Origin of the sequence: Caldisphaera sp. (assembly GCF_023256325.1) — an archaeon.
In the GTDB taxonomy this organism is placed as follows: domain Archaea; phylum Thermoproteota; class Thermoprotei_A; order Sulfolobales; family Acidilobaceae; genus Caldisphaera.
In genome coordinates this window covers 15,938-39,737 of the sequence record NZ_JAGDXI010000040.1, presented here as the reverse complement: position 1 = coordinate 39,737, position 23,800 = coordinate 15,938, and the positions used below count along the sequence as shown (strand labels likewise).

Sequence of the window (23,800 nt, the reverse complement as noted above, 5' to 3'; positions counted from 1 at the left end):
ATATAATACTAAAATATATAAAATTATAGCCTCTTAAAACAATTATTTATTAATTGAGGAGGATTAATTATGTCAGATGAAAACATGAAAAATGCTCAAGATAAAGCGAAACCTAAAGATATTACTGATCTACCAGGTGTTGGTCCAAATACGGCACAAAAATTGATAGAATCAGGTTATACAAGTATAGAAGCGTTAGCCGTTGCTACACCCCAAGAGATAGCCCAAGTAACAGGAATTCCTTTGCCATCCGCTCAGAAAATAGTTAGCGCAGCTAGAGAAACGTTAGATATAAAGTTTAGGACTGCATTAGAATTAAAAAAAGAAAGATTAAACGTACATAAAATAACAACAGGTAGTAAGAGCCTAGATGATTTGTTAGGAGGTGGAATTGAAACAAGAGATATGACAGAGTTCTTTGGAGAATACGGTACTGGTAAAACACAAATATGTCATTCGATAGCTGTAAATGTACAATTACCAGAAGAAAAAGGAGGCCTAAGTGCTAAGGCTGTATATATAGATACTGAAGGAACTTTTAGATGGGAAAGAATTGAGCAAATAGCAAGGGGTTTAAATTTAGACCCTGATAAAGTTATGGAAAACATATATTGGATAAGAGCTGTTAATTCACACCATCAAATGGCTATAGTTGATCAATTATATGATATGCTTTCAAAAGATAATATAAAATTGGTTATAGTTGATTCTTTAACAAGTCACTTTAGAGCCGAATTTCCAGGTAGAGAGAACTTAGCTATGAGACAACAACTTTTAAATAAACATTTACATCAATTGATAAGATTAGCAGAAATTTATGATATAGCTGTTGTAGTAACCAACCAAGTAATGGCAAGACCAGATGTTTTCTACGGAGATCCTACTTCAGCTGTTGGAGGAAATATAGTAGGTCATGCGCCTGGTGTTAGAGTTCAATTGAAAAGAAGCAGAGGAAATAAGAGAATTGCTAGAATAGTAGATGCTCCCCATTTGCCTGAAGGAGAAACAGTTTTTGCTATAACAGAATACGGAGTTAGAGATACAGAAGAATAAACTAACAAAATATTAAAAATCCTTTTCAATAATTCATATCAGGGGAGAAATTGGAAATAATAAAAATGTTACCATATTTCTTAGTTGTATTAAACTTCGCGATATTTATCCCAGCTTCTGTTTTAGATATAAAGTATAGAGAAGTTCCTTTGTGGTATTGGTATGTTGGGTCTAAGATAGGATTAGTTGTATCTATTTTAGCATTTTCATTTTATTACCCAATTAAAGTACTATTAATTTATTATTCGATTAGCATTTTCAGCGTTTTAGGATTACTTATAGCATATTTGATGGGTCACATGGGAGCTGGAGATCTATGGGCATCCATTTTTTTAGCTCTTTCTTTGCCTATTAATCCTTTCGGAGGTTTTCTGCCTCCAATATTGCTAACTCTGCTCATAGCTTCTATCCTTGAGCTCATAACAAGAACCATATTAACAGTTAAGGATTGCAGAAATATGAAATTAAACAAAAGGTGCCTGAGTGCAGCTCCAATAAAGGCAAGAGAACTCTTAAACAATAAAAAATATAGATGGTACTTTGCTCAAAACTCAACAAAAAATATATCTATTGATGAGCCTCATGAAACAATAATAGAAGAAAGCAATGGGAATCTAAATGAAATTGTTTGGGCTCAACCAGGACTTCCATATATATTATTTATATTAATTAGTCTCCCTATATCACTAATTGTTAGTACGATAATTTAGGTGAAAAACATGGAGTGGCCGGAGCAATGGTACAAAAATTTATGGGCGCCATGGAGGATGAGTTATATAAAAGATTTCAGCAATAAAAAGGAAGAAAAGAAAGAGGAAAATCAAAAATGCATTTTTTGTGAAGCCCTAAAAATTGATATGAAAGAAGCCTTAGTTCTATTAAAAGCTAAATATTCTTTTATAATGTTGAATAAATACCCTTATAATTCTGGTCACCTAATGATAGCACCATATAGGCATGTATCAAATTTGATAGAGCTCAATGATGACGAATTGTTGGAGATAAGTAAGTTGATAAAAGTTTCAATAAATGCATTAACTAAAGCTTATAAACCTGAAGGATTTAACATTGGAGTAAATATAGGAGAAGCAGCAGGAGCAGGCGTCCCTGGGCATGTACACATACACATTGTTCCAAGATGGAAAGGAGATTCAAATTTTATAACAATTGTTGGAGGAACTAAAGTTGTTCCTCAGTCTTTAGATGATACCTACAATTTATTAAAACCTATAATCGAGGAGGTTATAAAGGAAATTGAGCTATAAAAATAACAAAATTTACATAATAACTCATAACGATTTAGATGGAATTGGGGGGGCAGCATCTGTTTTAAGAATTTTAGGTAGGAAACTTCATGATTCTACAGTAATATTCGCAGAGCCATATAATGTAGAAGTTGCTATAGAAGGTATAATTGGTTCTTTACAACCAGGTGATTACCTTTTTTTAATAGATATTGGATCTAATAAAAGTAACATTAATTATGTATATAATTACTTTAAAAAAATAAAAGAAAAAGGTGTAAATATATATTGGTTCGACCATCATGTATGGGATGAAAAAGATATAGAGCTTATAAAGTCAACAGGAACAAATATTATTGTAGATACAAGCACTTGCGGAGCAGGAGTTGCTGCCAGATATTCACAAAAACTCTTTAACAAAATCAATGATGAATTTCTTGAAAAACTGGAAAAAGCTATATGTGCTTCCGATATATGGAAATGGGATGATGAATTAGGACCTAAACTATTTAGAGCCAGTTATGCAAACCATGGAGTAAACGGTCTTGAATGGAAGTTTAAAGTTATCGAAAAATTTATTAATGGAATCATATGGGATGATGAAATGCAGGCTCATTTAAACGATTATATAATAAAGGAGCTAAAAGGATTTGATGGAATATTATCAACAATTAAAACCTATGGGAATTCATGCAAAATATCTGGAGTATTTAAGGATGTTGACATACCATCAGATAGCATAGTAGGAGCTATGATGCTCTCTAGATCTAAGAGTGATATAGCTGTAATTATAAAGAAAAAGGGGTTTAATTTAGTTAGCCTCTCCTTAAGGAGTAGAGAAAAAGCAAATGTGCAAGTAATAGCCAAAAATTTAGGCGGTGGAGGACATCCCAAGGCGTCGGGAGCGTCAATGAAATTACCCCTTTATGTATCTTTCATTTCTATGATTGACAAATCATTTCTAATAAAATATGTTATAAAAAAAATTTATTCAATAGCTTTAAGTTCGAATTCATGCAATACATCTCGAATGCAATTGTAGATATATTTAAAAACATTTATTGTTTAAGCAATACAAATATAAGATTCTTATCAACTTCGGTTAACCCATTATATGCAAAGAATTTGTTAAATATAATTAGAAAGTAATTTCTTAAATTACGTAAAATTATGATTCCTTATTTTCACTTTCTTGGTTATTTTCTAACTTCTCTTTTTGCACTTCTGCTTGTTTCTGGTTTGGTTCTTCCGAAGTTTTTTCGGATGTTTCTTCTTTCTTTTCTTCTTTCTTTTGTTTCTTTGGTTTTTCAGCTTTCGGTTTTTGTTTATCTAAATCAATAACGTTTTTGCAATTTAGCTTAGTTAATATTTCATCAACCTTATCTTTATCAACTATGTAAGTATAGAGATATTTATTAGTTCTAACCTTTATTTTTGCCTTACCATCCTTTTTATTCCTTTTTACTCTACATTCTATGCCCTTTTGAGCTATTTTTTCTAATTCTTCTAAGCTTTGCAATTGAATTGGCACATCTAACACCCAAACAGATAATAGAGATACAAATTTTAAAAATTATCTTTTTATTGCTTCTAAGGCTTCTTCTTTTAAACCCATTCTCTTGCTATTAAATATTCTAGGATCCATAATATCTGGTTCTTTTCTTATTATTGGCTTGAATTCCATTTTTCCTAATATATCTTTTTCCAAATCTATACCAGGAGCAATTTCTTTTAATTCAATTCCATCTTCAACTTTTTGAAAAACTGCTCTTTCTGTGACAAACAACGCATTTTTATTTGATTTTGTTAATATTTTACCAGAACAACCTATTTTATATACCTGGTTTACAAATTTTATTATTTCTCCGTCTTTTAATATTGATATCTTGCCATTGTTAACTTCTATCTTTCTGTCCCCTGCTGTAAATTCGCCGGCAAAAAATATTTGAGGCGATCCTACTGCTATAGCTGGAAATCCTCCAGGACCTGGTATTCTTGAAGGCATTATAAAAGAATTCACATTTCCGTATCTATCTACTTGCATAAATCCGAGGCTAGCTGCATCAATTATTCCTCCCTCATACATAGTAAATTGATCTGGAACAGAAACTATTGCAAATGGGCCAATTGATGCCCCAAAATCTGCCCCATAAAGGGGTTTGCCTCCCCAGGTACCGGATTCAACTGTTAAAACTATCAGATCTTGTACTTCTTCTTCTACTGCTACATCTGCTACTGTAGCGGGTATACCAACACCTAAGTTAACTATTATTTGCCTTCCACTTTTCTTTAACAATTCTAAAAGCTCAAGCAAAACCCTTCTAGCTATTATTTTCCTGTGATTCAATTCGCTCTGTACTATGTGTTCTCTAGATAATGGTGGAATTATTTTTCCTGAAACCATTGGATCATAGTCAAAGCTAGAGCTTTGCCAATGATATTCTCTAGGCGAAACAACAACATAATCTATCAAAGGTCCTGGCACTTCAACATCTTTAGGATTTAAAGATCCATAACGGGCTATTCTTAAAACTTGGACAATATTGATTCCTTTATTAGGCATAGCTTTTATTGTCTGAGCTATATTTAACACTGTTCCGTATGCAGCTTCATCCTCTAAAGATAAATTACCCATTTCATCAGCTGTTGTAGCTCTTATTAATCCAAACTGAGGCTTAGGAGCAGTATATAATAAATATTCTTGACTATCTATGTTAATTAAATGAACTTTAACTCTCCTCATTTTCATTGCTTTTTCATTAAGTGCCGTACCATCTAATCTTGGATCAGCTGTTGTGTATAGACCTACCTTTGTTAAAACTCCAGGCCTACCACTTCCAACTTCTCTAAACCAATACGCCATAATTCCTATGCTCCACGCATAAGCATCGAACCATTCCTCTCTTACCATTTTTTGTAAGCTTTCACTCCATCCATAAAATGGAAATAAAGTTCCATCAATGAAATCTTCATCTTTTCTTTCATAAATAAGCTTTGCTATTCTATCTAAACCTCTTCCAGGCGCGCCTGGGAAAGTATCACTGATAATGAATAACTTTCTTGGATGTCCTGTCTTTAAATATAATTTATAAAGTCTTTCTATAAGGTATTCCGGTGCAGTTATCATATTAAAACCTGAGATTGCAACAACTGAATAGTCAGGAATCATAGAAAGTATTGATTCTGGGTCCTTTACTATCTTTCTATTAGCTATTTCCTCTATAACATCGGGCAAATTTATTCACCTCAAGTTTAATAGGTTCAGTAATCTTATTAAACTTTAAGAGTAGAAAATTTAAATTAGAAAGAATCATAATAAAAAAGGGTTTAAAAATGATAAAATACGTTGCTACAGATGTTGATGGAACATTAACCATAAGAAGAGGAGATGTGAGAATTAGCATTGAAGCAATAAATGGAATAAGATTGTTAGAAGCTAACGGAATTAAAGTTTCTTTAATTTCAGGAAATTCCTTGCCCGTAACTTTAGGTTTAAGAGGATATATTGGCGCATCAGGACCCGCTATTGCTGAAAATGGATGTATAATTTATTTCCATGGCTATAAACATGTTTGCAATAGCAAGCCTCCAGATGAGCTAAAGGATATAGCTATTAAAATGGGTCTTATTGAAAGTTGGCAAAATAAATTTAGATTCCATGATTTGGCTTTCTTTATACCAAAAAATTTGGATAAAAGTAAAATAAAAGACTACATAAATGAAATAGAAAAAATTTCAAATAAATATGGCTTTAAAGTCTTATGGAGTGGTTATGCTTTACATATATTGCCAGAAAACGGTGGGAAAGGCCAAGGAGTTAAAATTGCAAGCGAATTGCTTGGATATAAACCAGAAGAAGTTGCAACAATAGGGGATGGCGAAAACGATGTTGACATGCTAAAATTTGGAAACTTTTCTGCTTGCCCTCAAGATGCATCAGAAGAGGTTAAAGGAACAGTAAAATATATTGCCTCAAAACCAGGTGGTGAAGGCTTTTTAGAGATTGCAAAATTTATTATAAATAAACAAAAATCAGTTTAATTTATCTTCACAGCCTTATGGCTCTGTACTCGGCAAATTCCTCATCTAAATTTTATATCTAAAATAAGGCTATTAAGATTTTATGACGTTTTATAATAAAAATTATCTGTTAACTTGACGAATAATGTATATGACATGTTAAATACTTATAAAGTTAATTCTAAATAGAAATAAATTTAGTGAGAAAGAATGGAAAATTACAATAATATAATAAAATTAGATGAAGGAATTTATTGGATAGGAGTTAATGATTATAAGAAAAAAATGTTTGAGAATATGTGGCCCATTCCTGAAGGAATTTCATATAATGCGTATCTAGTTGATACGGGAAATGGTTATGTAGTCATTGATGGTGTGGAGGAGTATTTTACTGATGTTTATTTAGACAAGATAAAAAGAGTTGTAAAAAACTTCGATAATATAAAATATATAATAGTAAACCATTTAGAACCTGATCATCAGGGTAGCTTAGAAACTCTTTCAAAACTTACCAATAGTGCTAAGATTATAATTTCATTTGTAGGATCAAAAATGATTAAAGATTTTTATGATATTCCTGAAGAGAAAATTATTGCTGTTAAGGATAATGATATATTTGATTTTGGAAACAGATCTTTTATGTTTATACATACTCCATGGCTTCATTGGCCAGAAACTATGCTAACCCTGGAAAAAAATAGTGGTATATTATTTACATGCGATGTCTTTGGTTCTTATGCTGGATTTAAAGATGGTATATTTGATGATCAGGTAGATATTAAATATTACGTTGATGAGGCAAAAAGATATTATATTAATATAGTTGGAAGATATACCAAAAACACATTGGATGCATTAAGCAAGATAGAAAAGATAAGAAAATTAATTAAAATAATCGCTCCTGCGCATGGAATTATCTATAGACATAATATAGATCTTCCAATATCTTTGTATTACGATTGGGCAAAACCTAAATTCGAAAAGGAAGTTTCTATTTTATATATAAGCATGTACGGCCATACTATTAAATTAGTTGATATAATAAAGAAAAATTTAGAATCTAAAGGAGTTAAGGTAAAGCTGATCGACACATCTGAAACCCATGTATCCTATATATTATCAGAAACGAATAACAGCGGAGCAATTATTTTTGCATTCCCTACATATGATTCATCGATACCTATGCCTTTAAACAATGTGATATATTCGTATCAAGTTAAAATGTTTGGCAGAGATAGACCAGCAGGTATTGTAACGGGCTATGGATGGGGACCTATAGCCAAGCAAACGGCGGAGCTATTAGCAAAATCTGGTTTCAAAATAATAGAACCGTTAGTAACAGTAAAGAGCAAAATAAAACAAGAAGATATAGATAAATTGAACGAATTATCAGATAAGATAGAAGAATCTTTATCAAAAGTAATATCTAAATAAATAATTATTAATAATTAAAATTGGATAGCTATTCTAAATTTATTTCATCTCCATTATCTGGTATTATAACTTCTAAGTTATCATTTAGACCTTTTATTTCTTCAGATAATAGTTTTTGCCCTTCGGGTTCTCCATGGACCAATACTACTCTTTTTAATCCTTGTATACCTTTTATTGTTTCCAATATACCTCTTTTGTCTGTATGGCTAGAAAAATCAAACCATTCTATCCTTGCTTTAACATCAAAGTTCTTATTTCCATCACTATAATAACCCTTTTCTAATATGTTCCTTCCAGGAGTACCTTCTGCCTGGTAACTAACCATAAAAATTGCATTTCTCGAATTATTAGACATTTTCTTAAGGTAGTAAAGGCTAGGCCCCCCTTTCATCATACCGGCGCTAGCTATTATTACACCTGGTTCCTTAAGTGCTCTTCTTCTATCGTTCCATCCTTTTACCAATCTTTGTTCCTGCATTGCCTTTAGAAGTAAACGTGGTGACCTCAAATAACCGCTATGAGCTATATAAAGTTCTGCTATATCTCTAATCATTCCATCTACCCATACATTGTACTCAAAACCCTTTTCCTCAAGTAATGCCATTATTTCTTGACCTCTTGAGACTCCAAATGCCGGTACTAATACTATACCACCTTTTTCAACTACATCATTAACATCATCGATAAACCTTTTTTCGCTTTCCTCTCTGGGAGGATGGTTAGATGTCGAATAAGTAGATTCAATTATTAGCGTATCAGCTTTAACTCCATTCAATTTATGTGGACCTTTTAATTTTGTTTCTATAGTGTTCATATCAGCTGTGTATAATATTCTATTATTATTTGTTTCAACGAGAACACTAGCACTTCCAGGTATATGCCCACTGTCCATTAACGTTACTAAAAAGTTTCCGTATTCATAAGTTTTTTCATAGTTCATGGTTTCCGCAGAAACAAGCATATCATTAATACTTTGTTCATCAAAGGGTAAATAGGGCCCATTTAATTTTATCATATCTAATAACAAAATTTTACTTACGTCTAAAGTCAAAGGAGTTGCTCCAAGTTTTGGCATTACTGATATATATAAAGATGGAGCTGCCCCTATATGATCAAGATGACTATGCGTTAAAATTATTATTTCTATATCTTTTGGTCTCACATGAAGGGGAAAAATAGGTCTATCATTTTCATCGAAGTTAACTCCATAATCTAATAGGGCGAATCTTTCGTCTTGCTCTATTAAAATTCCTGCTCTACCTACTTCCTTTCCACTACCTAATATTTTTATTTTTGACATTGTTTTTGCTGACCTCTACATCTCAATTTAAATTTATGTTTCGAACTTAATATTTAATAATATAGTACTTAGTTAACATATTTTATTGTAAATTTTTAATATTTAATATTAAAAAATCTTTTATCACCAAAGAAAATAGAACGAAAATATAATAACTATCACAATTAATTTTTCAAAATGATAAATAGTAGCTATTTAATTCCATAATAATACAATAAGTTAGAGAGTAGCACCTATAAAGGGGTATGCATACTAATAAATAAGGATGTCCGTCCTAAAGGACGGCAGTGGTTAAATGGCGATACAAATTGATGGGAATGAATCCGAAGGATTTAAAAAAAGCAATGAAAAGGCTTGGAATGGAAATTGAAGAAGTTAAGGCTGAAAGTGTAACAATAAATGAAACTGATGGATCAAAACTGATAGTAGAGGATCCGCAAGTTATGATAATTAAGGCTAAAAATCAACCTACAATGCTTTATATAATTGGTGAACCAAAAAAAGTAGAGCTGCCTAAAGAAAGTAAACAAGAAGACCAAATTAATGAAGAAGACATTAATCTCGTTATGGAGCAGGCTAACGTCGATAGAGAAACAGCTAAAAAAGCCTTAATCGAATCTAAAGGAGATATAGCAGAGGCTATTCTAAAACTGAAAGGTAGTTAGTTTCCTCAGCTCCTACTTTTGATCTTAATTTTTTAATTAATAAATTAATATCTTTTGCTAAGCTTAATATTAAAGGAACGCCTTCTAATCTTGCTAATTCTATAGCCAAAGGGTCTACATATCTTCTAGGTCCGTGTATTATAATTATACCTGGTTTAACTAGCGAGACTCTTACAGCAACCATAGGACTTCTGCCAGCAGCAACATTAGAAAAAATTATTGCTCTTTCAGGTGTCGAACCAAGAAGAAAATAAAATTGAGGTCCACTTAACTCTGCTATCGCTCTTATACTATCTATTAAAGTATAACCATATGCTCTTATCGAATCTGAATAATCAGGAGATAGCAATACTCCATCAACTAATTCTATTAATCCTCCTATAGAAATAGGCTCGTTGAACTCCATCATATCTATTATAGCTCCTCTAGGTATACCTAACGCTTTTGATAGTGAATCAAGTTTTTTCCAACCTCTTTGATGATCAATAGCTAACAGCGCCCTAACATACCTTCTTATAAATTTAGCGCCTGGAGCCCTTCTTCCTTTTTCATAATCACTTATAACACTAGCAGAAACTCCCATAATTCTTGCTACTTCAAGTTGTGAAACTTCAAAATATTCCCTCCACTTTTTTAATCCCGTATTAGGATTGTTACTATAAACTATGTCCCCTGCAATCCTTCTTGCTATTAAATCTGCAATAAAATTTTGAAATGATTCCTCCATTCCGGCCCTCTTTTATAATATATGTTTAATGCTTATAAAATATATTAGTTAACAAAATATAAAAATAATTAAAAATATATCTTTTAAAAGATATATAATTAACTCTATTAATAAACTGATCATTTAATTTTTTAAATTCTTCTAATAAAAGCTAAATAGGCAGAGGTGCAAACAATTAATGATGGAATTAATATACTTTGCTTTGCTAGCCATAGCAAGCATAATATCAGGATTCCTTGGTTCATTAGTTGGATTAGGAGGTGGTACTTTTCTAGTTCCAATATATACGTTATATTTAGGAGTTCCAATAATATATGCAACAGGTGCCAGTCTTATTTCTACTATAGCAACATCAAGTGGTGCTGGAAGCGCTTATGTTAAGGATAGGATAACTAATGTAAAAATAGGCATGGGATTAGAAATAGCTACATCTGGAGGCGCGATAGTTGGATCTTTAATAGCAGCTTGGGTTTACAGCCATCATTTAGCATCAATCATCTACATAGTTTTTGGTATAGTATTACTAATTCAAATATATTTCCAGCTTGAAAGATCAAAATTTGAAATCCCAAAAGAATCAAAACCTGATATAACAACGAAGATATTTAAGCTTCATGGAGAATACTATGACCAAGCGCTAAATCAGCATGTTAAGTATTACGGAGTTAGATGGTGGCTCGGGGAAATAATTATGTTTGGAGCTGGATTAATATCTGGGTTATTAGGTATTGGTTCAGGTGCTTTAAAGGTTTTGGGTATGGATTGGGCCATGAACTTGCCTATGAAAGTCAGTACAACGACAAGTAATTTTATGATAGGAGTTACAGCAGCTACTGGTAGCTCAATATATTGGATGTATGGCTACATTCAACCAATAATAGCAGGTATAACAGCTCTAGGAGTGCTTTTAGGAGCTTTTGCAGGAACTAAAGTATTACCTGGAATGAAAAACAAAACTATTAGATATGTATTTACATTTATTTTGTTATTCCTCGGAGTTGAAATGATATTAAGGGGATTAGGAATAATAAGGTGATAAAAATGGTAGAATTCGAAGATGTTATTGGATGGACTTTAAGGATAGGTGTTATAATTTCTGCAATATTAATAATATTTGGATTTGCCTTAATTTTAATTCATAACGGGGGAGGACCTTATACTTTAAATCAATTAGTAAATCCTCAATCTAATGTAAACACAAAAACAATTAAATTCAGTACTATTTATTCGGGGGTTGAAAGCCTTAACGGCGTAGACATTATATTATTAGGGTTAATAATACTAATTGCTACACCAGTATTGAGAGTATTTATAGGTATACTACAGTTTGTTAGAGAAAAAGACTACCTATATACAATTATAACAATAATAGTCTTTTTCAACTTAATGTTCGCAATATTTATAATTCCACAGATTATAAAATGATAACTTATAAGCTGATTTAAAGCAACTATATATATTCTTTCTTAAAAATTTAAGGTAATTTCTAATATTTGGTGATATAATATGGCTAGAATAGTAATGCATGAGAGAGATCATCCTTATGCTATAAAGTTAGACAATGGTAAGGAAATACATATATGTGGATGTGGTCTTTCAAAGAATAAACCATATTGTGATGGAACTCATAAAAAAACACAGGATGAAGAACCAGGAAAAATATATTTGTATGATGAATCTAACAATAGAGTAAAGATAGTATCATTCTATTATTAAATTTCATAAATAAATTTTTACACCATAAATCACTTTTTTATTGGTGCTAAAATGGCATACACAGGAAAAGAGATTTCAAAATTTATTAAAGGAATAGAAGAAGAGCAAATACAACCTGCTGGTATCGATTTAAAACTAGACAAAGTGTTTAAATTTTTAAACAGTGGATTTCTAGGAAAAAACGAGAGAATATTGCCCGACTTTGAAGAAGTTACGCCTATAAATAATATATATTTATTAAATAAAGGGGGTTATAAAATAAGATTTTATGATGCTATAGAAATTCCAAAGGATGCTATAGGTGTTTGTTTTCCTAGGAGTAGTTTATTACGTATGGGAGCATCTATTATTTGTGCTTTGTGGGATCCAGGATATGTTGGAAGAGGGGAAGCTTTATTAAATGTTATTAATGATAACGGAATAAAAATAGAAAGATATGCAAGAATTGCACAAATAACATTTATAAAATTAAAAAATGAACCTGACAAAACATATAACGGAATATATAATAATGAGAATCTGTGAAGTGATAGTAAATGGTTTGCAGAGCATTAATAATATCATCGCCTACAATTGACATTATCAATGTAGATAATACTGAAAAACTATGCGCAGGAGGGCCACCTTTATATATAGGTTTTGCTTTAAGAAAAATGAATTGCGATGTATATTTTTATGGACCTATAGGGCATGAAACTAGAAAAACAGTAAAAATACAAGAGATGTATAATATAAAAACTCTAGGGACTTTTCAAGATGTAAAAGGAGCAGTTTTTTATCATAAATACAACAATAATTATAGAGTCACAAATTTCATTGGGGAAATTAAAACTATAGACATCAGTGACCTAAAAAATAAGGTATCTGAAACAAGATATGACTTATTAATAATATCTCCTATATTTAATGAAATTCCGCCTGATTACATAAAAGAACTTTATAGGCCTATAACCTTAGATCCGCAAGGATATACTAGGTCACTTAAAAATTGGATAAAATTGATTCCAATAAATAACGTAGACTTAATTCATTTGTCTAATGACGATTTACCTCTAAATGAAATTAAAAATATTGAAATAGGAAATGCGACTCTTATATATACCATGGGGATGGAAAATACTATTATTATTTCAAGGAATAAAAAAATTGAAATAAAACCTGAAGGAAACTTAGTCAAGGATAGAACTGGTGCAGGAGATATAATTACCGGTTTGATATCATATTATCATTTGTATGAAAAGCTAAATATTTTAGATTCATATAATATGGCTCAGAAACAATTTGAAAACATCATTAAAGAAGTTGGAGATATAAAATATAAAATCAACGAATTGTGATTAAAAAAGGTAAGATAAAAGGTAAGATAATCGTAATAATTAAGCCTTGTATTAATGCCGAGGAACTATTTTTAACACCAGAATACTTTATTATAATTCCTAACGATGTATCCATTGTAGTTGCTCCTCCCATAGCTATAGATGGGATTCCAAAAATCGAATAAAAAACTGGAAACAAAGATAAGGTATAGGCTTCTCTTAGCAAATTAGATACAAACCCTATAACTCCATAATAAGGATTATAGATTGAAATAAAGGGCCCAATTAAAGAATACCAGCCTGACCCAATTGATATGGATAATGCATAATTCAGACTCTGCTTCAATATAAAAGATATTATAAAACCTGATATTATATCACCAATAAAAACTGATATAGTTAATAAAATACCATTTTTTATTCCTTTTATTGCTGTCTTTAAAATATCTCTAGCCGAAATACCAACAACAACTCCTATTAATCCTAATAATATATATAGCCAATATATCGCAATATCTTCCACATAATTCATAGGAAGCTTAATAAATAAACCTATTAGTAAACCTATAGCAAATACACTTAACGGAGGGATAAATTCCTTAAACCTATTTTCCATTTTTTCCACCCAATAAAATCAATGCTATCAATACACCTATAATACCTGGCAAAAATGAATATAAAATTATTGAATAAATTAATGATAAACTTTCTCCTCCAGATAAATACCTTGATATGAACTCACCAGCTGTGATAGCCATAAAAAATATCAGATCTAAAATAGAGATCATTACAAGCATATTTAACACCTTAGATGATTTTTTCCCAAATTTTTTGCTTATATTCATTAATATTCCTAAAGCTATCCCTAGTATTAGAAATGAATATAGTATGATATCTGAAATCATTTGTATCACTCCTATGTTTATATTAATATATGAATTTTAAACTTTTTTATAAACTCAAATAGTTTCACAAGTTTCGAGATAAACTTATAAACTCTGCTATACATGTAATACTAGGATGACAAACATGTCAGAAGAAAATCAAAATAATGAGGTGAAAAAACAAGAAAAAACCTATACTATTAGAGGTTTAAATGAAGATCTTTATGAAAGCTTTTCGAAAGCTGCTAAGGAGATGGGTACTACAGTTGGAGACTTAATGAACCAGGCAATGAGCCAATTCTTAGTGACTTTAGAAGCTGGTAAAGATATAGGTAAAAAAATAGGCGAAAAAGCAAGCAAAACAGGAACAAATATAATTAAAGGTCCATTTGATGCATTTAAACAGCTGATTTCTAGTATTGCTGAATTTGACTTAGTAAGCAACATAAATGAATTAAATGTAACTAAACAAGATCTAGAAAATGCTGAGAAACCAATTATATTTTCCAATATAAAAAAATTATCATTCTCTTCTGATGTAGATGCGACTACTTTTATTAATAAAGTAAGATCGATAAAAGTAGTAGATGAACTCATAATACCATCTAATTTGCCTTTAATTATGGTAGCTAAGAAATGCCAATTAGTAAAAAAGATAACCCAAATTAAACAATAAAAATTTGGTGTAAAAGTGCTTGAGCAAAGAAAAAGAAAACCTAATAATATCTATAGTTTTTATTCTCTTAACTATTTTTATTTTATCTTATCATTTTTTGTTAGGTGGCAATTTAACTCAAATTATGCTTAACTTTAGCCTCAAAATATTAAACAAAATTGGCTATTTGGGAATATTAATTTTGATGGCTGCTGAAAGTGCGCTAATACCTATACCAAGCGAAATAGTTATGCCTCTTGCAGGAATTCTAGCTAGAAATGGTGCGTTTAATCTATATGTTATAATCATATATGGCACTCTAGGAAATTTAATTGGTTCATTAATTCTATATTACATAGGTATATATATTAGGTCACCTTTTATTAATTTTGCTGTTAAATATTTTAAGTTAAATATAAAGTATGTAAAACTATCCGATGATCTATTTAGCAAATACGGAAATTCCATAATATTTTTTGGAAGAATAATGCCTGCTATCAGATCTGTAATTTCATTACCAGCCGGTTTTTCTAAAATGAATTTATATAAATTTGGTCTATATACTTTGCTTGGTTCAATACCATGGAACCTTTCTCTGACTTTAATTGGATTTTACTTTGGGTCAAACAAATCATTAATTCTAAAATTCGATTATGTAATAAGTTCATTAACTCTAATAATTGGTATCTACTATTTAATAAAATATTTAAAATAATTAAATATTTTGCCTTAACACTTTGTTTCTTAAAGGATCTAACCCGGTAACACTAATTTCTATATAATCCCCATTTCTTATATAATATCCCTTAGCATGACCTACTCCAGGAGGAGTTCCAGTAAATATTAAATCGCCCGGATATAATGTCATAAGTTTTGATACTTCAACAACTATATTTGCATAATCATAATACATATCTGATGGACATCCATGCTGAACAGTTTCTCCATTAAGTTTCGTTGTTACACATATATTTTCCATCTCGCTGTAGTCTTGTATAATTTTAATGTATGGCCCTATAGGTGAAAAGGTATCTAGACTTTTTGCTTGACTCCATGGCAAACATTCATTATTATTTTCTCCATATTGAAGATCCCTAGCTGTAACATCATTTCCGGAACTGTATCCTATTATTGATTCCTTAGCCTCGTTTATGTTTGCGTTTTTAACTTTTTTGCCAATTAATATTACTACTTCTCCTTCATAATCTGGTTTCTTAACGAAATCTGGAATTACAATATCAGAATTTGATCCAATTAATGCACTTGGCGCTTTTAAGAAAAATGCTGGTTTTAAACTTCCTTTCATCTCTTTTGCATGCGCAACATAATTTTTTCCAATACCAACTATTTTGCTAGGATATGGGTTGGGAGGTTGTAAAACAGAATTAATTGTATATTCCGTTTTAATATTAAATTGATCAATGTTTCTAATTAAATATTCTAAAGATTGGGGAAGATTAGCAAAAAAATTTCTTATATATAGTTTACTGTTATCATTTTTTTCTGCTCTATAAAAATATCCATCATGAAATATCGCAAGTTCTTGATTACCTTGAATTAAAACATTGCCAATTTTTATGCTATCCATAACTATTCCCCATTTATGTTTTAACTTGATTAATTTTAAATATTGTTGAAAAAGAATACTAAAAAAATTAATTGCTGACAACCAATAAAAATATAGTGATAAAAATGTCTGAGACAAAAAAATGCATGGAATACATATATTTAAAATCAGATGATATTAGCAAATACAAAAATCATATATTTATAGTTCCAATTGGTAGCATTGAACAGCATTGCGGTTTACCACTGGGACTTGATTCTATTATTATTAGCAAAATAGCATCAGATCTTTGCAAGGTAATGAATGATGTAATAATAATGCCGACTATTTATTATGGATTTTCTCCAGAATGGTATAATGCTAAAGGTACAATTACATTAGATATGGAAACTTTTTCTGGAATCATAAAATCTATTTTAAATTCAATAGCTAAATTTGGAGGTAAAAAAATAGTTTTTTTAAATGGACACGGAGGTAATTCTTATATATTAGAAAGCGTATTAAGGGAATGGATCTCAAATAATTCAGAAACTATTATATTATTAATAAATTATTGGAAGGCGTTAAATATAAATATAGGCCATGCAGGTAACGTGGAAAAAAGTATTGCTAAGGCGTTAAATATAAATATAGAGGAGTCGGAATGCAACGGTAAAATAGATCTATATAATGGGAACACAAAAATAATCGTTAGTGGCCCTAAAGAAGAGTCAAAAACTCAAGAAATAAATGAAATAAACCTTAACCATGATGACATAATCTTAAAAATAAAAGAAGAAATAATTAAAGCATTAAATTTTGTGAATGAAGAAAGTGGTTCATTTATATTATAGCGACGAAAATAAAATTTAATTAAATAAACAATTAAAATCTTTGTAAATATTTAAAAATGCACATTATTAAAATATATTTAGAAAAATGAAATCATTAGGTGTTAAAAATGGAAATAAAAAGTAACGATGCCATATACTTAAACAATGTAGTAAAATTATATGGAAATTATCCTGCTCTAAGAGGTATTACATTTAATATACCTGACGGAGAAAAGTATGCCTTGCTTGGCCCTAACGGCGCTGGTAAATCTACTACTTTAAAGTTAATAGCAGGAATATTGAAACCAGATAAAGGAGAAATTAAGATTTATGGTATGGATCCTTTGACAGATCTTAATTCCAAAAAAATAATTGGATATCTGCCAGAAGATGCGACGCCTTATAGGAATTTATCTGTTAGAGAAAACTTAGAATATATAGGAGCATTAAGAGGTATAGAAGACCTAGATAATAGAGTAGAAGAAATGCTTGATAATTTAGGTTTAAGGGAATATGAGAGAGCAAAAGTGTCAAAATTGTCAAGGGGGAACCTACAGAAACTTGCTATAGCTTTAGCTTTGATACACAGACCCAAGGTCTTATTGCTTGATGAACCATTAAACTACTTAGATATACCAACACAAGAAGAAGTGATATCTTTACTTAATAAGATGGGCAGTACAATGCTTGTTTCAACTCATATAATGGCTGTTGCAGGGAGGTTAACAGATAAAATAATAATGATATCAAAAGGAACTGTTATATGGAATGGATCATTTGAGGAACTCAAAAGCATGGCCAACGAAGGTGAACCAATAGAAAAAGTGGTAGCAAGACTAATGACAAATAATCTTTAGACGGTGATAAGATGAGCAACTTCGTTAAATTGTTAAAATTTGTAATAAAAACTAGAGTATCAAATACTATGCTCGCGATTTTATTAGTAGTTATCTTGTATTCAATATTTACAGGGCTAGAAATTATGAAATCGGGTATTAAAATTGAAACAAAAATACCTTCATATTATGCTGTTGCATATGCAACATTTTTTATGGCATTCTCTTCATTTTCAGGAGGTTTAGCTGTTTTAAAATCTGATAGAGATTATTTATTTATGCTTCCCATAAAAAAATCTCAATTAATAATATCTTTATTCATTGCACAAATAATAGTTTTAGGCACAGCAATAATCGCTTTTGTGGGATTTTATTTGCCATTTCTTGGATTAAATTTATGGGAAATTATAGTTTCATTTATACTTTTTATTCTTTTTATAACTTCACTTAGCACATACGTTGGAGATCTACAAACAACAAAAAGAGCTATAATAGCTATTTTATTAGCTATATGGGGAATATCACCCTACTTTGGCTTTAAACTTACACCCACAGCAATATTTTTTGGATATCCATTATATGGAATTATAATCTTGTTCCCAACAACCATAATATCTATGGTATTCACCGTTAGAAAATTAGCTAGCGTTAGCCTAGAATATCAAAGATCAATATCCAGAGAAGGCAATGCAGAATTTAAAGATTCATTGAGGTTTAACAAATATTCAAGACTTAAAGCGCTTTATTATCTTAACATTATGTATATAACAATATCTGGAAGAAGCGGTGGAATGGGATATGGGATTAAATATTTCTCCAATAGAATTAAACTTAGGACTTTATTAATTTATATATCAATATTATCAGCTATTTATTATATAGTTGTGTGGAAGCTATTTTTAGCATATGCACAAACAGCTTCTATTGTTATAACTATATTCTCAATTTCATTTTTCTATAGCTTTACACAATCTTCAATAGCTAATGAAAGACCATGGCTAGCATTTACATCAATAGATCCGGGAGAATACTTATCACATCTAAGTCTTTCAAAGACTATTGCAACTTTTATAGTAACTCTGCCCTTAATTTTAGCCAATGCTCTGCTATATTTTGTTGGCGGAAAAGCAGCCCTGTCTCAGGTACCTTCATTAGCTATAGCCTTCCCATCAATTCTTATAATTTCATTTTATATAGTTTCAAAGTTTAACATAATTCCACAAATAAAGGAAGAAGGTGTTATGCCAGCTCAAATGAGAGGAAGGCAAATGTTTTTTGCTATACCAATTTATGCAGTTATAATAATATCCGTAATATCATCATTCAATATGTTATGGGGTTTAATAATATCATTAGTATTGTTTATTGTATCTATGGTTTGTTTTGTTAATAAGAAAATGTGGAGAGACGCAGCTTTTTCATTGGTTGAAAATGGTTATACGTAATTATATTAATAAATTTCCACCTTTTTAAATCCAAGTCTACTTGATATTAATTTAAATAAATTATATAAAAATTGTATGAGCGTTAACCGGGGGGTTAACAATTTTATTGGGCGCCACCAATATTAGATGCTAGATTTGATGAACTTATTAGCTCCATTATTTTGTCATGGAGCAATGAAATTAACTTTCTTCTATCCTCCATTAAAACAACATCGCTAAATCCTTTAGCAACAATACTATGAGCAAATGGTGATGGATATGGTAAAGGACCTTTTATATGAATTTTGACATCATTATTTTCAATCCATTCTAAGACTTTTGTTGCTGCCTTTATGTCCATATAATCTTCTAAGATTTCCCTCAAAGTCTCCTTAATTATTGGCAAATCTGGCATCTCTTCTAAAAGTAATTCAAGAAGCTTTTGTGCATTGAGTTGCATTCTTTCAGGACTTCTTTCCCATCCCTTATACCTTCTTAGTATCATGAAGCTTCTTTGAGCAACATGTCTAAACCTTCTTCTCATCATTTCAGTTCTCTTTATTGCATTTTCTAATATATCCCTGAAATTATTTTTATTTACATCTTTTATTAATCCCTCTATCATTTTATAATCCGGTTCTTTAGTCTTTTCGATAGCCTGATATGAAAGCATGAAACCATTATCTGTTACAGTTATTTTAACAGGCAATCCTAATTCATTTGATAATACACTCGCATAAGCTCTTGATAATGCATCATTTGCCCTTCTACCAAAAAGCATGTGAAATACTATATTCCACCCATCTTCATCTCTAAAATATTCAATTAATATGTTTTTATTTCCAGGAACTATACCTACATAAGCAAGTTCTTCCCAAATATACCTGATTACCTCATTGGCAGCATGCTCTTCTAATAAATAATTTTCTATCAAAACTTTTTTAGCATCACTAACTTTTTTATTAACTAAAAAGTTTCCTATTTTTTCCCTAAATTCTCCTACCTTTAAAGCGCTATCAAAACTTAATGGCAACATTTCACTAAACCACTCAGGAACAGTAGGCTTTTTTCCTTCGGCGCTTTCAACCTTAATTTCCATACCTTTACTTTTTAGAAACCTATATGTTTTTCCTCCAAGTATAAAAATATCTCCTTCTTCTAATATTTCAACAAACTCTTCTTCCAAATTCCCAACATACTTTCCATCTGTAGTCATAACCCTTACCTTTGCCTCATCAGGTATAGTGCCTGTATTTAGTTGATATATCATTCTTGCTCCTTTCTTCCTACCAAACAAGTTTTCATTTTCATCATACCATATCTTGGGAAATACTTTTTCATTTTCTAAACCATACTTTCCTGATAAATAATTAATTACTGACATAAATTCCTCCATGGTTAATGAGTTATAATTATATGACCTCTTTATTAATTCATATGCATCGTCTAAATTCCATTTTTGATCTATGGACATGCCTACCAATTGTTGAGCTAAAACATCTAAAGGATTCATGGGAATTCTAACATTATCAATTTGCCTATCTAAGGCACTTTTTGCTAAAACAGTGCACTCAACTAAGTCATCTCTATCAACAACTATAATCCTACCTTTACTAATTTGGGTTATATGATGTCCTGCTCTGCCTATTCTTTGCAATAACCTGCTTACACTCTTTGGACTGCTAAGTAAAACAACCAAATCAATATAACCTATATCAATTCCCAATTCAAGGCTCGTACTAGAAACAACTACTCTAAGTTGACCTTTCTTTAATTTTTCTTCTACATTAAGTCTCACGTCTCTGGAAAGGCTACTATGATGGGCTTCAATTTCATCTAAATCTAACATTTTTCTGCTTGCTAGCAATTTCTTTAGTTTATATGAAACCCTTTCCGTTGCACTCCTAGTATTAGTGAAAATTAAAGTCGTTTTAGAATTCTTAACAAGATTTGCTAGGGTTTCGTATATTTCATTATTAATTTCTTCAGCACTTCCATGAATTAAATCTGTTTTTGGAGTTATAACTCTTATATCAAAAGGTTTGGAAAACCTCGCATCTACTATCTCTACTTCTCTAGGCTTTCCATCTTCATAACCTCCTAGATATTTTGCTACTTCTTCTAAAGGTGATATTGTTGCTGAAAGTCCTATTCTTTGAATACTTCTTCCAGTTTTGTTTTTGACCAAATATTCTAACCTTTCAAGACTCAGTGAAAGATGTGCTCCCCTTTTGCTTGATGCTATTTCATGAATCTCATCAACTATAACCCATTTTGCGGTAGAAAGTCTTTCTTTAAATTTAGGAGCAGATAGGCTGATACTTAATGATTCTGGTGTTGTTATCAATATATGAGGAGGCGATCTTAGCATTTTCTGTTTTATGTTTGATGGAGTATCGCTTGTCCTAACACCTACATTTATTTCGCTTATATTATAACTTTCTTGACTTGCTATTTGATAAATCTCCTTTAACGGAATTAACAGGTTTTTTTCCATATCATTGTCTAACGCCCTTAGGGGGCTTATGTAGATAGCATATATTTGATTTTGTAGTTCTCCTTTTTCACTCATCTGAAACAAATCATCAATAATTGCTAAAAAAACTGATAACGTTTTTCCAGTACCTGTAGGACTTGAAACCAACACATTTTTACCTTGTTTGATATATGGAATAGCGTATCTTTGAGGATCTGTAAATTGTCCGAATTTATTAGTAAACCATTCTCTAACATATGGTCTTAGCAGATTTAGTATTTCCTCGTCTTCCATGTTAAATTCCTCATACTTAACGTATACATTAAACCTTTTTAGCTAATTCATCTTATAAAAAGAAGTATAGATTAGGATTATAATCATTGAACTATGTTTTCGTTATTGCTTTATTAAAATAAACAAAAACTTAAAATTATTATCCTTCTATAATTTTTTTAAAGTATCTAGTCAACATTAGATCATCGATTCCTCCGCATAATTTATGGGAGCAAAAAATTGCTATAACGTCTGATCCCTTATTATACATTATGGATGCAAGATCTGATAAAGGTAAACCAATGCTACCATATGCACCTTCATCTATAGGTATATCTACCAGATTAACTTCTAAGCCTTCCAATCCCATATCTGAATATATTTTTATTATATCTCTCATGGTTATAGTACCAACATAATTATTTTTGTTAACAACTAATACTCCACTTTTGTGTTTATTTATAATATTATCAACGGCATCTATCATTTTGCTATCATTTATTTCTATTACTGGATATTCTTTGTCTAAAATATCCTGAACTCCTATTTCAGGATGAATCGAAGAAATAATATAGATTATATCATGAGTCGTTAGTATCCCATAAATCCTTTCTGGATCTCCTACCAAAACTGAGGTTACATCTTTTTGATTCATAATATCTATAGCTTCTTTTATTGGTGTTGTTTTAGTAACATAGATAGGCGATTCCAGTTCAATAGAAGAAAGTGTTAAATTAGAAGGATTTGATCCTTCTAATAGTATTTTTAATAAAGATGTTAAATTAAAAATTCCTACTATTTGATCTCCCTGCTTAACTGCTAACCTTCTCAGCCCTCTTTCGTACATAAAGTTTACAGCGTTTGATACATATTCATTAATGTCTATAGAAATTAATGGTTTTGATGCTATCTCATAAATGCTTTCATTTATTGACAATCTCACACCCATTATTTAATGCCAAGCAATAATTATAAATATTAAGAAACTTTACAGAATTTTTCTATAGATACATGATTTATTTAGTTTTTATCAACATTTTTTAATAATTATTACATAATTTTTGAAATTATAAGCCTTAATATTTACAATAAATATGAATAGTTTCGTTATTAAACATAACAAATTCACTTATCTGTGTTTTTATAAAAATAAAATATAATTAGTATAAAATTTATAAGCCTTGAATAATTAATAAAAATTGATAGTGATTAGCATTGTCAGATATGTTATCTAAAGAAGAGAAATTAAAAATTTTAAAATCAATTGAAACTGATGAAGAGTTTAGATACTCTTTATTGGGAGCATTGGGTCTAACTGAAATAATAAAGAGACTTGATACTCTTGAAAAAAACCAGGAAATGATATTATTAGAAATAAGAAAGTTATGGGAAGAGGTT

The 23,800-nt window shown here is 30.5% G+C and carries 25 protein-coding genes and 2 pseudogenes; 18 read left to right on the top strand and 9 right to left on the bottom strand.

The annotated features are described in order from the left end of the window. The first annotated feature begins 69 nt into the window (after positions 1-69). Genes radA through Q0C16_RS05620 form a run of 4 tightly spaced genes read left to right on the top strand, consistent with a single transcriptional unit; the run spans position 70 to position 3,339 of the window. Entirely contained in the window at positions 70-1,053 is a 984-nt protein-coding gene (gene radA / locus Q0C16_RS05635) for a DNA repair and recombination protein RadA (RefSeq protein WP_292320303.1), read from the top strand. 50 nt (positions 1,054-1,103) lie between these two features. Continuing rightward, the gene (locus tag Q0C16_RS05630) at positions 1,104-1,763 is read left to right on the top strand and encodes a prepilin peptidase (RefSeq protein WP_292320301.1); all 660 of its coding nucleotides are present in this window, start codon (positions 1,104-1,106) and stop codon (positions 1,761-1,763) included. 9 nt (positions 1,764-1,772) lie between these two features. Beyond that, positions 1,773-2,318 (top strand): HIT domain-containing protein, encoded by a 546-nt coding sequence (locus tag Q0C16_RS05625; RefSeq protein WP_292320298.1) that lies wholly within the window; start codon positions 1,773-1,775, stop codon positions 2,316-2,318. Continuing rightward, entirely contained in the window at positions 2,308-3,339 is a 1,032-nt protein-coding gene (locus Q0C16_RS05620) for a DHH family phosphoesterase (protein ID WP_292320296.1), read from the top strand. Before Q0C16_RS05625 ends, Q0C16_RS05620 begins: the two co-directional genes overlap by 11 nt. A 126-nt stretch (positions 3,340-3,465) precedes the next feature. Here Q0C16_RS05620 and Q0C16_RS05615 read toward each other — a convergent pair whose 3' ends face one another. Beyond that, the gene (locus Q0C16_RS05615) at positions 3,466-3,828 is read right to left on the bottom strand and encodes a hypothetical protein (RefSeq protein WP_292320294.1); all 363 of its coding nucleotides are present in this window, start codon (positions 3,826-3,828) and stop codon (positions 3,466-3,468) included. A 42-nt stretch (positions 3,829-3,870) separates the two neighbouring features. Further along, on the bottom strand, positions 3,871-5,466 hold the full coding sequence (locus Q0C16_RS05610; protein ID WP_367117917.1) for an acyl CoA:acetate/3-ketoacid CoA transferase: 1,596 nt from the start codon (positions 5,464-5,466) through the stop codon (positions 3,871-3,873). A 164-nt stretch (positions 5,467-5,630) separates the two neighbouring features. Here Q0C16_RS05610 and Q0C16_RS05605 point away from each other — a divergent pair, with 164 nt between their 5' ends. Next, on the top strand, positions 5,631-6,338 hold the full coding sequence (locus Q0C16_RS05605) for a phosphoglycolate phosphatase (protein WP_292320291.1): 708 nt from the start codon (positions 5,631-5,633) through the stop codon (positions 6,336-6,338). A gap of 189 nt (positions 6,339-6,527) precedes the next feature. Next, positions 6,528-7,751, top strand: coding sequence for an FprA family A-type flavoprotein (locus Q0C16_RS05600; protein WP_292320289.1), 1,224 nt, complete (start codon positions 6,528-6,530; stop codon positions 7,749-7,751). A 28-nt stretch (positions 7,752-7,779) separates the two neighbouring features. On the opposite strand, the gene Q0C16_RS05595 is transcribed toward Q0C16_RS05600, so the two are convergent. Further along, the gene (locus Q0C16_RS05595; protein ID WP_292320288.1) at positions 7,780-9,051 is read right to left on the bottom strand and encodes an MBL fold metallo-hydrolase; all 1,272 of its coding nucleotides are present in this window, start codon (positions 9,049-9,051) and stop codon (positions 7,780-7,782) included. A gap of 311 nt (positions 9,052-9,362) precedes the next feature. Between Q0C16_RS05595 and Q0C16_RS05590 the strand changes: the two genes are divergently transcribed. Then, a complete protein-coding gene (locus tag Q0C16_RS05590) occupies positions 9,363-9,716 on the top strand; it encodes a nascent polypeptide-associated complex protein (RefSeq protein ID WP_292320286.1) in 354 nt (117 codons plus the stop codon). Here Q0C16_RS05590 and Q0C16_RS05585 read toward each other — a convergent pair. Further along, positions 9,691-10,443, bottom strand: a complete 753-nt coding sequence (locus Q0C16_RS05585) for a helix-turn-helix domain-containing protein (protein WP_292320284.1) — start codon at positions 10,441-10,443, stop codon at positions 9,691-9,693. The two genes, Q0C16_RS05590 and Q0C16_RS05585, sit on opposite strands and share 26 nt — an antisense overlap. Before the next feature lie 178 nt (positions 10,444-10,621). Here Q0C16_RS05585 and Q0C16_RS05580 point away from each other — a divergent pair, with 178 nt between their 5' ends. The 5 genes from Q0C16_RS05580 to Q0C16_RS05560 all read left to right on the top strand — a co-directional run bounded on the left by Q0C16_RS05580 (position 10,622) and on the right by Q0C16_RS05560 (position 13,496). Continuing rightward, positions 10,622-11,479 carry a sulfite exporter TauE/SafE family protein gene (locus Q0C16_RS05580; RefSeq protein ID WP_292320283.1) on the top strand — a complete coding sequence of 286 codons (858 nt, stop codon included), beginning with the start codon at positions 10,622-10,624 and terminating at the stop codon, positions 11,477-11,479. Between the two features lie 5 nt (positions 11,480-11,484). Further along, positions 11,485-11,868 (top strand): DUF1634 domain-containing protein, encoded by a 384-nt coding sequence (locus tag Q0C16_RS05575; RefSeq protein WP_292320282.1) that lies wholly within the window; start codon positions 11,485-11,487, stop codon positions 11,866-11,868. Positions 11,869-11,949: 81 nt separating this feature from the next. Then, positions 11,950-12,159: a CDGSH iron-sulfur domain-containing protein gene (locus Q0C16_RS05570; RefSeq protein WP_292320280.1), complete on the top strand. Its 210-nt coding sequence runs from the start codon at positions 11,950-11,952 to the stop codon at positions 12,157-12,159. Between the two features lie 51 nt (positions 12,160-12,210). After that, entirely contained in the window at positions 12,211-12,684 is a 474-nt protein-coding gene (locus Q0C16_RS05565) for a deoxyuridine 5'-triphosphate nucleotidohydrolase (protein WP_292320278.1), read from the top strand. Positions 12,685-12,695: 11 nt separating this feature from the next. After that, positions 12,696-13,496: a hypothetical protein gene (locus Q0C16_RS05560; RefSeq protein WP_292320276.1), complete on the top strand. Its 801-nt coding sequence runs from the start codon at positions 12,696-12,698 to the stop codon at positions 13,494-13,496. Here Q0C16_RS05560 and Q0C16_RS05555 read toward each other — a convergent pair. Next, positions 13,483-14,091, bottom strand: coding sequence for a lysine exporter LysO family protein (locus Q0C16_RS05555; RefSeq protein WP_292320274.1), 609 nt, complete (start codon positions 14,089-14,091; stop codon positions 13,483-13,485). The two genes, Q0C16_RS05560 and Q0C16_RS05555, sit on opposite strands and share 14 nt — an antisense overlap. Next, positions 14,081-14,380, bottom strand: coding sequence for a hypothetical protein (locus Q0C16_RS05550; RefSeq protein WP_292320272.1), 300 nt, complete (start codon positions 14,378-14,380; stop codon positions 14,081-14,083). The genes Q0C16_RS05555 and Q0C16_RS05550 overlap by 11 nt, the downstream gene beginning before the upstream one ends. A gap of 124 nt (positions 14,381-14,504) precedes the next feature. Between Q0C16_RS05550 and Q0C16_RS05545 the strand changes: the two genes are divergently transcribed. Together Q0C16_RS05545 and Q0C16_RS05540 are read left to right on the top strand one after the other, a co-directional pair. After that, positions 14,505-15,035 carry a hypothetical protein gene (locus Q0C16_RS05545; RefSeq protein WP_292320270.1) on the top strand — a complete coding sequence of 177 codons (531 nt, stop codon included), beginning with the start codon at positions 14,505-14,507 and terminating at the stop codon, positions 15,033-15,035. A 19-nt stretch (positions 15,036-15,054) separates the two neighbouring features. Then, on the top strand, positions 15,055-15,729 hold the full coding sequence (locus Q0C16_RS05540; RefSeq protein WP_292320268.1) for a DedA family protein: 675 nt from the start codon (positions 15,055-15,057) through the stop codon (positions 15,727-15,729). Here the strand turns inward: Q0C16_RS05540 and Q0C16_RS05535 are convergent, their stop codons facing one another. Further along, positions 15,730-16,602 carry a fumarylacetoacetate hydrolase family protein gene (locus Q0C16_RS05535; protein WP_292320266.1) on the bottom strand — a complete coding sequence of 291 codons (873 nt, stop codon included), beginning with the start codon at positions 16,600-16,602 and terminating at the stop codon, positions 15,730-15,732. 104 nt (positions 16,603-16,706) lie between these two features. Between Q0C16_RS05535 and Q0C16_RS05530 the strand changes: the two genes are divergently transcribed. The 3 genes from Q0C16_RS05530 (at position 16,707) to Q0C16_RS05520 (ending at position 19,674) form a co-directional block, all read left to right on the top strand. Further along, positions 16,707-17,414: a creatininase family protein gene (locus tag Q0C16_RS05530; protein WP_292320265.1), complete on the top strand. Its 708-nt coding sequence runs from the start codon at positions 16,707-16,709 to the stop codon at positions 17,412-17,414. A 107-nt stretch (positions 17,415-17,521) separates the two neighbouring features. Further along, positions 17,522-18,250 (top strand): ABC transporter ATP-binding protein, encoded by a 729-nt coding sequence (locus Q0C16_RS05525; RefSeq protein ID WP_292320263.1) that lies wholly within the window; start codon positions 17,522-17,524, stop codon positions 18,248-18,250. Between the two features lie 11 nt (positions 18,251-18,261). Continuing rightward, positions 18,262-19,674, top strand: a complete 1,413-nt coding sequence (locus Q0C16_RS05520) for a hypothetical protein (RefSeq protein WP_292320260.1) — start codon at positions 18,262-18,264, stop codon at positions 19,672-19,674. 103 nt (positions 19,675-19,777) lie between these two features. Here Q0C16_RS05520 and Q0C16_RS05515 read toward each other — a convergent pair. Together Q0C16_RS05515 and Q0C16_RS05510 are read right to left on the bottom strand one after the other, a co-directional pair. After that, positions 19,778-22,435, bottom strand: a pseudogene (locus tag Q0C16_RS05515) (ATP-dependent helicase); the annotation flags it as partial. Between the two features lie 127 nt (positions 22,436-22,562). Beyond that, a complete protein-coding gene (locus Q0C16_RS05510; protein ID WP_292320259.1) occupies positions 22,563-23,339 on the bottom strand; it encodes a CBS domain-containing protein in 777 nt (258 codons plus the stop codon). Positions 23,340-23,617: 278 nt separating this feature from the next. On the opposite strand from Q0C16_RS05510, the pseudogene Q0C16_RS05505 reads away from it, so the two are divergent. Further along, a pseudogene (locus Q0C16_RS05505) lies at positions 23,618-23,800 on the top strand (hypothetical protein); the annotation flags it as partial.